Raw genomic sequence first — 10,629 nt, 5'->3', positions numbered from 1 at the left:
GCTGGTACACCATGGCGCTCTACGGCGGGATGACCCTCGGCCCGGCGGCGGGCGGCTTCGTCGGCAGCGCTCTCGGGCTGCGATCGGTCTTCCTTGCCGCCGGCGCGCTGATCACGGCGATGTTCTTTGTCGCGCTCTTTTTCCTGCCTTCCCACCATGTCCCGCAGCATCCCGCTCGTCCCGCCGTCATTCCGGAGCTGGCGGGCCTGATGAAGAACCGCAAGCTTGTCGCCTGTCTGGCGGCGACCATGGGCGGGTGCATCGGTTTCGGCATGTTCGTAACCTTCATGCCGCTCTACATCCGGAGCCAGGGGATGGGGACCTGGCAGGTCGGCACCGTCTTCGCGACCCAGGCCCTGGCCAACGCCCTTTCGCGCCTTCCTTCCGGCAGGCTTTATGACAAGGTGAAGGACAAGAGCCTGCTGGTGACCTGCGGCCTGGCTGTCTTCGCCGCGGCCCTGGCGGCCTTCGTGTTCTCGTCGTCCCTGCTGCCGCTTGTCGCCGTCGCAGGGATTATGGGGGTCAGCATGGGGGTCGCCTTCACGGTCATCTGCACGCTGATCGCCGACGTGGTGCCGCGACGTCTGCGTGGACTGGCGATGGGGTGCTACAACACCAGCGTCTATGCCGGCATGATGGTGAGCTCCATCGGCATGGGGCAGCTGATCAAAGCCGCCGGGTTCAAGTCCGGCTTCCTGGTCAGCGGCGCCGCTGTCGGCGTGGTCATGTTCATGTTCAGGCTTCTTTACTGGAGTCATGATGCGGATTGATCATGCCGCCATCTATGCGGTAGTTGCCCGTATCCCCAGCGGCTGTGTCGCAACCTACGGCAAGATCGCCCGCCTGGCCGGTCTCCCCCGGAGTGCCAGATTCGTCGGCTACGCCCTCAGTGCCCTCACAGATAAGGCAATTCCCTGGCATCGCGTGATCAACTCCCGAGGGGAGGTCAGCGCCCGCTCCGGCGGTGATGGCGCCGAAGTCCAGCGGATGCGCCTGGAAATGGAGGGCGTGCTCTTCGATCAGCGCGGTCGCATCGAGCTGACGCGGTATCTCTGGCGTCCGGAAGGCGAGTGTGGCGGTTGCTGAAATCCCCCTCCCCTGACCCTCCCCCTCCGGGGGCGGGGCTGTCAGAAGGTTGTGTGCCTACTCTTCCACCAGCGGCTCTCGAAAGAGTGATCCAAGAGCCTCCCTCTCCCTCCGGGAGGGCCGGGGTGAGGGATGCGGCATTGGCGTCGACTTTGCGTAGTGTCTGGATTCCCGCTTACACCCCTGACAGGTCGGTGAGTGTGGCGCCATTAGCGTCGTCCTTGCCTCTGGCGAGATCTCTGACGATGTGGTATATACAGCCACCGTCCCTTGGGGACGGGTGACCATCATGCTTGAAGGTCATGCCCCGGCATACTGCTATGTTAATGGAGAAGGCTAGATGAACCTGGTATTGATAGGATATCGCGGTACGGGAAAGAGCAGGGTGGGTGCCATACTCGCCAGCCGCCTTGGCATGCCGCTGGTGGTGATGGATTGCGAGATCGAGAAGCGGGCGGGGATGTCGACGCCTGAAATCGTTGAGAAATGGGGCTGGCAGAAGTTCCGCGATTTAGAGACCGAGGTGGCCCGGGAGTTGGCGGCCGAGGACAAGCTGATAATCGACACCGGCGGTGGCGTGATCGAGCGTCCGGAAAACATGGAGGCGCTCGGCAGGAACGCCTGCGTCATCTGGCTGAAGGCTTCCGTAGAAACCATCGTCCCCCGCATCGAGTCCGGTACCCACCGCCCGTCGCTGGTGGCCGGGAAGACCTTTACCGAAGAGGTCGCCGAAGTCCTGGCCCGCAGGACACCCCTATATCAAAGCGCCGCACAGCATGAGATAGAGACCGATCCCCTGACACCCGATCAGGTTGCCGATCGGATAATGGAGCTCTGGCAGCAACGCTAGGAAACGTGTGGCCTCTTCAGAGGAGCTGTTCTTGCGACATGCTAAAGGAACTGCTTGATCCTGTTCTCCTTACCTAAAAGAAGCGGCGGCGCCGGCAACTATGGCGTCGCCGCTTCCGTTTTTCCTGTCACTGGTTTTCGAAGTACTGGTTGATGCCGTCGCTTATCTGGCTGGCCATCTTGCGGGCCAGGTTGTCGAGGCTGCGATGGACGGCGGTGCCGTAGGTCGCGGAAGCACCCTTTTCGGTGGCTTCGATCTGAAGGAAGACCTTTCCTGTCCTGCCGTCGATCAGGTTGATGGTGGAAGAGCTGCGGGCGAATTTCCACTGCCTGTCGGCTGCCTTAAGTGGCGTGACTTCGACCTCGCCGCTGATCACCAGGTCATTCTTCTCCCGGTCGTCCCCGTTTGCCTGCAGTCCCAAGGCGGAGAGCGCCTTGATGACCCCCGTCTCCACCTCCCGCGACTTTACTCCGTTGATCTTCAACGCCACATCCAGCTCGGCAAGTGACTTCGCCGCCAGGGCCCGCACAGCACCCTCGTCCAGCGGGTTCGGCAATCCCTTCCCGTTCAGGACCCTCAGGTCGCTCTCCAGCTCCTTTCTGGTCTTGAAGAGAGACAAGAGCTTCATCGACATCTTCACCCTGGAAAACTTCTCCGTGCTCTGCTGCACCTGGGCGTACCACTGCTTGGCCTGGGTGTCGATCTCCGCGATCCTGTCGGTCACCGCCGGAACATACTTCGCCTTGTCCAGGACTGCCAGGGCGTACCAGACGCGCGAGCCGTCATCCTGCCAGGTTTCCGGAATCTCCACCCCCTGGAGGACCTTGTTTGAGAAGGTCTTGACGCCGGAGTTGGCCGACTGGGAGAAGCTGTTCTCGCTGGGGCCTCCCCTCGTCTCGGCGCTGGCCTCGGATGCTTCGGTCGAGGTGCTGACCGTGACCTGGGAGGAAAAGACGCGGGATATCTCGCCCAGCGCCCGGTCTTCAGCCGTCCTGCGATCGTCGGCGCTGCCGACTCCTGTTACGTACTGCTCCCGCGGGTACTCCATGCTCGAGCCGGAAACCCACTCCGGTTTTGGATTCGGTTGCGCGGCCGAGGCCGCCCCCGCGAAGGTCAAAAGTGCCGCTAAGGACACGAGAATTCTCCTCATTACTTCCTCCAGTTGAAAGCGAGGTCAACTCGCCGTGCGGTACCCAAGGTACGTCCTCTTCCCTTTTTCTATCACTACTTCCTTGAAGATCTGGCTCCCCATGATGGTGCCGGCCGCGTTGCGGAAGTTGACCTTGATGGTGTGTTTGCCGACTGGGACTTTCACCCGGGCAAGACGGATCTCGGCCGGGAGCGTTCCCCAGGCGCGTGTGTCGGCAAACTCGGTTGCCGCGGCCGCGCCATGGGTGACGCCGCTCGACAAGCGCTTGCAAAGCGTCAGCTGCCACCCGGGGGGGTAAATCTTGTCGCACTCCTTGGCTGCCGCCATTGCCGCGGCCTCGGCGATCACATACTTGATGGTCGCGCGCGCAATGGCCCGGGCCTTGATCAGGTCCAGACGGTCCTGCAGGGTCTTGGCAGCAATGGCCTGGATGTCCTCCACCACGATGGTGGCGGCAGGACCCCCTCCATCCACTTCGACCTCGGACTGCCTGATCTGGAAGGGTTGGGGCTGATAGGTGGGATACGAGATGGTGATGGCCTTGCCGGTGACGCCGGCGCTCAACGCGTTTTTGAAGCGCTGCGACTCGGCCTCGTCGTCGTTGCTCTCCCTCGCGAAAGCCAGTGCCTCGTTCCAGGCAACCTGCCAGCTCTGCGAGGTCTTCAGTGGTGCCACGCCGTTGAAGTGGATAAAGACCAGTTCGCCGGAGCTGGAGTTGTCCTGGTCGGGAAAGAGGAAGACTGGTGCACTGGTGCCGTAGGTCGAGGCGTACCAGGAGTAGGCTTCCATTGCCTTCTCCATCGAGATGCGGGCGTCGTCAGGCTTGCCTGCGTCCTCGTACAGGAGGGCGTCGAGATAGCGGGCGAAGGCGTCATCCTTGTAGGTGTTCTGGTACTTGACCTTGCTGTTCAGCTCTTCCAGGAAGGCTTCCACCTTGCGAGACTCGACCAGGGCCTCGTCCGTCTTGTTCCTGTAGAGCCAGTTGAGCGCCCGGTAGAGGTTGGTCAGCGTCCGCTCGTACGGCTCCCCGGCATACTCCTGGGTGGTGTCGTTGAGCAGGAAGGTCCCGGCGGTCCTGGTAAGGCTGGTGGTGTAAAGCTCCTCCATGCGCTGCTCGGCCTTTTCGAAGGCGGCGTCGCTCTCGCTGTATTGGCCGCCGTGATGGAGGACGGTGCCGAGGTTCAGATAGTACAGCACCATGTTGTCTTTACTGTACTCGCTCTCCTTCGCTTCGATCAGGCACTGCTTGGCCTCGTCGTAACGGTTGGATGCTATCTCTGAGTTGAGTCGCCGCAGATGTGCTCCCGATGGCCCGGAGTGGCAACCCGCGAGGAACAGCAGCAGAAGAAAGAAGGCCAACTGTCCCAGGCTGTGGGGCAATGTCGAAGCTTTCATCTTGCTGCACCTCCTTAACTAATTATCAATGCATGGACAGCAGCGGTCCTGGTGCCGACGCCTTCGCCGGATCCTTTAAGGGAGGGGAGGGGGCGCCTGCAGCCAGGGGGTCACCACGAGGTCGAGGCCCGCTTCACCAGCTTCTTGATCTTCTTCTGGCCGTTCCAGACGATCTGGTTGGTCTTCATGTTGAGCAGCTTCAGGTTCGTCTGATAGAGCATCACCGACTGCCCCCCCTCGCGGTCGAGGATGGTGCTGATCACTCCGCTCAGCATGAAGTTGGCGCCGGTCTCCTGCCCGTGCTCGGTGCGGGTCTCCTCCGAGGCGTTGGTGTCCTGGTCGAGGCGCTCATCGCGGACCGCCCCGCGCTCAGTTTTCGAGGCCACGAAATCGACCTGGCCGGAATTTATCAGGTTCCTCTGCAACTCCTCGACAAAGCTGTCCGTGGCGATGTGTTCGTGGCTCTCGTTACGGATGGCGCCGACCACTATGGTCGGTTCCCTGCCGGCGACCGCCTTTGCCTTGGCGAGCCAGGGCTTGCTGAGGCAGTCCTTGATCATCTCCTCCGCCACCAGGCGGGAGTCGGTGTCATTCCAGCGGCCGCTGAGGTCCACAACCTCTCCGGCGTCAAGGCGCTTCACTTCGGTGGTGCCGGCGCAACCGGACAGCATCAGCAGCAGCGTGATGGCGCAAAAAGCGGATACGCGCAGTTTCGGCATATGTTCTCTCCTGGCTAAGGTCTGTCACTCCCCAGTCGCCCCTCTCCGGAGAGAGGGGACTGGGGAGGATCTTATCGGTCAGTGTTTCTTTTCTTCAGCCGCGAGTTCCTCGAAAGCCTTCTCCGCATTGGCCTTGACGTAGTCGCGCACCTTGCCGTCGAGCTCCTTCGACTCTTCCAGCGTCTGGCGGATGGAGGCCATGTCGAGTTTCACCAGGGCGAACATGGTACCGTCCGAAGGGTCTTTCCAGTGGTCGACCGGGGTAGCGCCGTGCAGGGTGAACTTGGCGAAGGTTTTCAGCGTCTGGCTCACCATCTGCTCCTCGCTGGACTTCTTCAGGTCGCCGGCGGTGATCGAGGCCATGTAGTCCTTGTTGAGCACGGAGACATAGCTGTTCATGATCTTGGTGATCTCGGCGCGGCCGCGATCGTCGGCTGCGGTGACCTGCAGAGCCCTGTTGTTGATACCCTGGGCGATTCCGACCCCGTAGAAGACCTGGCTCCCGCTGGCGTCTTTGAAGGCCCCTGAACCCTTGTTGACCCAATCCGGAGCGTTGGAAGCGACCGGGCTCGCCACGTGCTGCGTGGTGGAGCAACCGGCGAGGAATAGGCATACGGCGATGAATCCGAGCGTGACGATCTGCTTGCAAGTTTTAGCCATTGTGAGACCTCCTGTTTTATCTCTGCCTGTTGAAGTTAGTAGCGACCCTCTTTTCTCACAGTCCCCGGACCAGGACTGGCAGAAACCAGGTCGTGGTACTGATACAAATGTCTCAGGTTACTTTAGATAGCTAAAGTTCATTCGAAAAGCAAGCCACTATTGTATCTGGTGAGGAAAGTTTATCATCACGAATACTGTAATTGCTGGAGGATGGTGCTGGAGAAGGCGAAGGGGAAGGCGAAGGGGAAGGCGAAGGGGAAGGCGAAGGCGAAGGCGAAGGGCGAAGGCGAAGGGCGAAGGGCGATGCCGGAGTGGCTCAAAGAGAGGGGTAGAGTCTTGAGCTAGAACTCCTGTGGTGATGCGGCTAGAGTCCTGGAAGTCCAAGACGAACGCTGCCGAGAGATGCGGGTCTTTCCCTCGCTATGAGAAGCGGAGTGTGAAGGGGAGGATAACAGCTACTTCCTGCTGAAGCGGTAGCCTACCCCGCGGACGGTCTGGAAGAAGATCGGCTTGGACGGTTCCGGCTCGAAATATTTCCTCAGCCGCACGATGAAGTTGTCGAGGGTCCTGGTCTCGGCGTCGCTGGAGTAACCCCAGACGTTCTCCAGGATCACGGCGCGCGGAATGGCCTCACCCTCGCGCTGGAAGAAGAGTGACAGCATGCGCACCTCGAGATCGGTGAGGTCGATCTCGCCCTGACGCGTCCTGGCACGGTAGGAGAGGAGGAAGACTTCGTTGTCTCCGAAGCGGTACGACTCCTCCACCGGTTCGGGGCGATACCAGGCCGAGCGCCGCAGCATCCCCGAGACCCGCAGCAGGAACTCCTTGAGATTGAAGGGCTTGATCAGGTAGTCGTCGGCGCCTTCCGCGAGTCCGGTGATCCGGTCGCGCTCGTCGGAGCGGGCGGTGAGCATCAGCACCGGAACCCGCGAGTCCAGTTCCCGGATTTTGCGGCAGACGTCGAAACCGTTGATCCCCGGGAGCATGACGTCCAGGATGATCAGGTCGAACCTCTCCACCTGGACCTTGTCCAGGGCCTCCTCGCCGCTCTCGACATGGCTCACCAGGTATCCATCCAGTTCGAGGTTGAAGGTGATCCCCCTCGCCAGATGCATCTCGTCCTCGACCAGCAGAATGTGAGGTTTTTCTCCGGACATGCTGCTATCCTCGCTGCTGCTGCCCGCCCGGTAGCGGGACAGTTATCTTGAAGGTGCTCCCTTTCCCGGGTCCCGGGCTTTCCACGCTGATCTTGCCGCCGTGGGCCTGGACCACGGACTTCACTATGTACAGCCCAAGGCCGGTCCCCCTGATGTTCTCGCCAGGGGTCCGCACCCGGTAAAAGATATCGAAAATCTTCTCCTGCTCGCTCTTCTTCAGGCCCTTGCCGTTATCGTGGAACTCCAGGGTGCACTGCCGTCCGGTTCGCCTGAGGCAGACCCTGATCTCCGGTGAGGCCGGGGAGTATAGCAGCGCGTTCTCCAGAAGATTGCGCAGAACCATCTCCATCGCCTCCTCGTCGATGACCGCATTGAGCCCCGGTTCCACCTCGACCGTCAAGCGGGCCCCCTCCGGAAGCTCGGCGCGCTTGCTCTCGAGATAATCGGAGACGAACTTGGAGAAATCGATGCGCTTGGCCCTTTCCCCCAATTGCCGGAACTCGATCCTGGTGGCCATAAGCAGGTTACTGGTGAGGACGTTGAGCCTGGCCGTGTCGGAGAGCATGGTGTCGATGAAGCCATCCAGCTTGTCCTTGGGGAGGGTCCGCAGCTTTACCGTTTCCAGGTGAAGCTGGATGGAGGCCAGCGGCGATTTGAGCTCGTGGGTCAGCTGGGATATGTAGCTGCGCTGTTGCAGGTAGAGCTTGGCCTGGCGTCGCCAGTAGAGAAAGATGACGTAGACTCCGGCCAGGATGGCGAGGAGCATTACCAGACCCTCGACCAGTACCAGCCACTCGACACCCTTGGTCACCAGTTCCGGCTTGTAGCGCAGAGCCAGTTGCCGGAACTCGTAATTTCTTCCAATGAACCAGTAAACCCAGGAGACCACCACCAGCACCCAGATGAGCTGGATGCCGATAAGGGCCAGTAGCGGGTTAGACATCTTCCTCTGCAATTTCATGCCTCACCTGTAGCATCGTGTGATGCAATTTGCAAGGGTCTAATCATGAGCTCCCGTCGGGTTGTTTTACATTAGTATTACAAAAGGAAACAATCTTCTCTGCTAATGTGTATTAACCGCAGTTCCGACTCAGGAGGAAGAATGTTCAAGCCGCTACGCATCGGAAAATATGAATGTCGCTACCCGCTTATCCAGGGCGGAATGGGGGTCAGGGTCTCGGCCGGCTCACTGGCCGGGCACGTCGCCAAGTGCGGCGGCGTCGGTCTCGTCGCGTCTCCGGGAATAAGCCTCAACAGCGGCCTTTTTAATGGCAAGAACTACCTCCAGAGTAATGGCGACGCTCTGAAGGCCGAGCTCAAAAAGGCATACGAGATCGCTCCCGACGGCGTCATCGGGGTGAATGTGATGGTGGCGCTCTCCGATTTCGAACAGCTGGTACACGCCGCCGTCGAGGGCGGGGCCAAGGTGCTGGTCTGCGGAGCCGGGCTTCCCATGACGCTGCCGGGGCTGACCGCCGATGCGCCCGATGTAGCGCTGATTCCGATCGTCTCCTCCGTTCGTGCTGCACAGTTGATCGCCAAGAAGTGGGACAAGACCTATAATCGCCTCCCCGACGCGGTCGTCGTCGAAGACCCGGACACCGCTGGAGGTCATCTCGGCGAGAAGCTTGAGAATATCGGCAACGGTGACTACGATCAATACGAAACGGTCCGCGGGGTGAAGGAATTCTTCCGCACCGAATACAACCTCGACATCCCCGTAATCGCCGCGGGAGGGATCTGGGACCGCACGGACATGCTTCGTGCTCTTGCCGAGGGGGCTGACGCCGTGCAGATGGCCAGTCGCTTCGTCCCGACCGTCGAGTGCGACGCCGATGACGCCTTCAAGCAGGCCTACCTCGACTGCAAGAAAGAGGACATCGGCCTTATCATGAGCCCTGCCGGACTTCCCGGCCGGGCCATTGTATCGAACCAGGAATCGATCGTCCAGTATGACAAGGACCGCGCCTCCGTTTGCGGCATGGGCTGCCTCAAGAAATGCTCGTACAAGGAGAGTCGCGAGCGTTTCTGCATCGTGAGGTCACTCGACCGTGCACAGCGCGGGGATGTGGAAACCGGCCTGATCTTCTGCGGCACCAACGCCTGGAAGTCCGACCGGATCGGGACTGTCCAGGAGATCTTCGACGAGCTTTTCGCCGAAGAGGCCAGCGTGGAGAACAAGGCGGCCGAGGCGGCCTGATCTTTCTGTAAGGACGATATTGAAACAGGAAATCCCTCTATCACTGCAGTGGTAGGGGGATTTTTTTGTCTCATGGGCGGCCAAGGCAAACTCTAAAAATTAACGGTTATCACAGTGCGTGCTTCGACAGGCTCAGCACGAACGGATATCACAGCGCGTGCTTCAAGAGACTGAGCATGAATGGATATCACAGTGCGTGCTTCGTCAGGCTCAGCATGAACGGATTTCACAGTGCGTGCTTCGAGAGGCTCATCGTGAACGGTTATCACAATGCGTCCTATGAGAGTCTCGGCACCGCAGCGGTCACAATGCGTACTCCGCCAAAGTCAGCGATAAAGCTGCCCTAGCGTCCCCCCCCTTGTCAAAGGGGGGACAGGGGGGATTTGCCTCTAGTGGTAGGAGCGAATGACTATTCTAACTTGCCATCGCCCCGTTTCCGTGTTATATCAAGAAAACTTGATTTAGAAGACCCGTTAAGGCTGATTTATATGATCGATGTTCTCAAAGCCCTTGCCGACCCCTGCCGCCTCCGTTTGGTGGCTGTGCTGCTGCGAGGGGAATTCACGGTGCAGGAACTGACGCGGATCTTCGGAATGGGACAGTCCCGCATCTCCCGCCACCTGAAGATTCTCACCGAGGCCGGGGTGCTCTCGGTGAAGCACCAGGGAACTTGGAGCTACTACCGGGCAGGCGAGGACAATGCCTTTTTCTCTGCCATCCGGCCGGCGTTCGAGCGGGAGTTGGAGAAGCTGCCGCAGCGCCGCGACGATATGGCGGCCCTGGCCCTGACGCTTGAGGCAAGACGCCGCCGCAGCCAGGAGTTCTTCGACACCCACGCGCGCCAGTGGGACAGCCTGTCCCGTACCCTTCTTCCGGTTCCGGAGTACCTCGACCGGCTGCTCGCGCTCGTCCCCCCCGTTTCGACGCTGCTGGAGATCGGTGTCGGCACCGGGGCCCTGCTGCAGGATCTGGCTGACAAGGCGCCCGACGTCATCGGGGTCGATCATTCCCCTGCCATGCTCGACGAGGCGCGTCGCCGTCTTGCTGCGGCCGGGATGACGGGAATCCAGCTCCGCTTGGGGGAGATGACTCATCTGCCGATCGCCGACGGGGGAGCGGGGTGTGTAGTCGCCAACATGGTCCTCCATCATGCTGCGGATCCCCTGGGTGTACTTTGTGAGATCTCGCGGGTGCTGCAGCCGGGGGGCGTACTGGTCCTTGCCGACCTGGCGCGCCACGAGAAGGAATGGGCGCGCGAGCAGTTGGCTGACCAATGGCTTGGTTTCGAGGAGGAAGAGTTGCAGGGGTGGCTTAAGTCTGCGGGGCTCGAGATTACCGAGGCGCATCAGGTCCCGGCTGGGAGCGGGCAGGAGGAAGTGCGGCTGATCAAGGCGATGAAGCAGCGGTAGGCT

Annotated in this window: 12 protein-coding genes; 6 read left to right on the top strand and 6 right to left on the bottom strand. The window is 60.6% G+C overall.

Going from position 1 to position 10,629, the window contains the following annotated elements:
- The 3 genes from AC11W3_RS20350 to AC11W3_RS20340 all read left to right on the top strand — a co-directional run.
- A partial coding sequence (locus AC11W3_RS20350; RefSeq protein ID WP_484093649.1) for an MFS transporter occupies window positions 1-770 on the top strand: 770 nt, incomplete at its 5' end.
- Complete coding sequence (locus tag AC11W3_RS20345; RefSeq protein WP_484093648.1) at window positions 760-1,086, top strand: MGMT family protein; 327 nt, start codon at window positions 760-762, stop codon at window positions 1,084-1,086. The genes AC11W3_RS20350 and AC11W3_RS20345, both read left to right, overlap by 11 nt.
- A 340-nt stretch (window positions 1,087-1,426) precedes the next feature.
- Window positions 1,427-1,936 (top strand): shikimate kinase, encoded by a 510-nt coding sequence (locus tag AC11W3_RS20340; protein ID WP_484091240.1) that lies wholly within the window; start codon window positions 1,427-1,429, stop codon window positions 1,934-1,936.
- Window positions 1,937-2,063: 127 nt separating this feature from the next.
- On the opposite strand, the gene AC11W3_RS20335 is transcribed toward AC11W3_RS20340, so the two are convergent.
- The 4 genes from AC11W3_RS20335 to AC11W3_RS20320 form a co-directional block, all read right to left on the bottom strand.
- Window positions 2,064-3,071 carry an LPP20 family lipoprotein gene (locus AC11W3_RS20335; protein WP_484093647.1) on the bottom strand — a complete coding sequence of 336 codons (1,008 nt, stop codon included), beginning with the start codon at window positions 3,069-3,071 and terminating at the stop codon, window positions 2,064-2,066.
- A gap of 39 nt (window positions 3,072-3,110) precedes the next feature.
- Window positions 3,111-4,481, bottom strand: a complete 1,371-nt coding sequence (locus tag AC11W3_RS20330; protein WP_484093646.1) for a COG3014 family protein — start codon at window positions 4,479-4,481, stop codon at window positions 3,111-3,113.
- A 110-nt stretch (window positions 4,482-4,591) separates the two neighbouring features.
- Window positions 4,592-5,200, bottom strand: coding sequence for a penicillin-binding protein activator LpoB (locus AC11W3_RS20325; protein ID WP_484091243.1), 609 nt, complete (start codon window positions 5,198-5,200; stop codon window positions 4,592-4,594).
- Window positions 5,201-5,278: 78 nt separating this feature from the next.
- Window positions 5,279-5,860 carry a hypothetical protein gene (locus tag AC11W3_RS20320; RefSeq protein ID WP_484091244.1) on the bottom strand — a complete coding sequence of 194 codons (582 nt, stop codon included), beginning with the start codon at window positions 5,858-5,860 and terminating at the stop codon, window positions 5,279-5,281.
- A 210-nt stretch (window positions 5,861-6,070) separates the two neighbouring features.
- Here AC11W3_RS20320 and AC11W3_RS20315 point away from each other — a divergent pair, with 210 nt between their 5' ends.
- Window positions 6,071-6,205: a hypothetical protein gene (locus AC11W3_RS20315; protein ID WP_484093645.1), complete on the top strand. Its 135-nt coding sequence runs from the start codon at window positions 6,071-6,073 to the stop codon at window positions 6,203-6,205.
- A gap of 110 nt (window positions 6,206-6,315) precedes the next feature.
- Here the strand turns inward: AC11W3_RS20315 and AC11W3_RS20310 are convergent, their stop codons facing one another.
- Window positions 6,316-7,017 (bottom strand): response regulator transcription factor, encoded by a 702-nt coding sequence (locus AC11W3_RS20310; RefSeq protein ID WP_484091246.1) that lies wholly within the window; start codon window positions 7,015-7,017, stop codon window positions 6,316-6,318.
- A gap of 4 nt (window positions 7,018-7,021) precedes the next feature.
- A complete protein-coding gene (locus AC11W3_RS20305; protein WP_484091247.1) occupies window positions 7,022-7,978 on the bottom strand; it encodes a sensor histidine kinase in 957 nt (318 codons plus the stop codon).
- 141 nt (window positions 7,979-8,119) lie between these two features.
- Here AC11W3_RS20305 and AC11W3_RS20300 point away from each other — a divergent pair, with 141 nt between their 5' ends.
- Together AC11W3_RS20300 and AC11W3_RS20295 are read left to right on the top strand one after the other, a co-directional pair.
- Window positions 8,120-9,217: an NAD(P)H-dependent flavin oxidoreductase gene (locus tag AC11W3_RS20300; RefSeq protein ID WP_484091248.1), complete on the top strand. Its 1,098-nt coding sequence runs from the start codon at window positions 8,120-8,122 to the stop codon at window positions 9,215-9,217.
- 488 nt (window positions 9,218-9,705) lie between these two features.
- Window positions 9,706-10,626 (top strand): ArsR/SmtB family transcription factor, encoded by a 921-nt coding sequence (locus AC11W3_RS20295; RefSeq protein WP_484091249.1) that lies wholly within the window; start codon window positions 9,706-9,708, stop codon window positions 10,624-10,626.
- Window positions 10,627-10,629: the final 3 nt, after the last annotated feature.

It is taken from the genome of Geomonas sp., from assembly GCF_056994735.1.
This window is presented reverse-complemented; position numbering and strand designations above follow the sequence as displayed.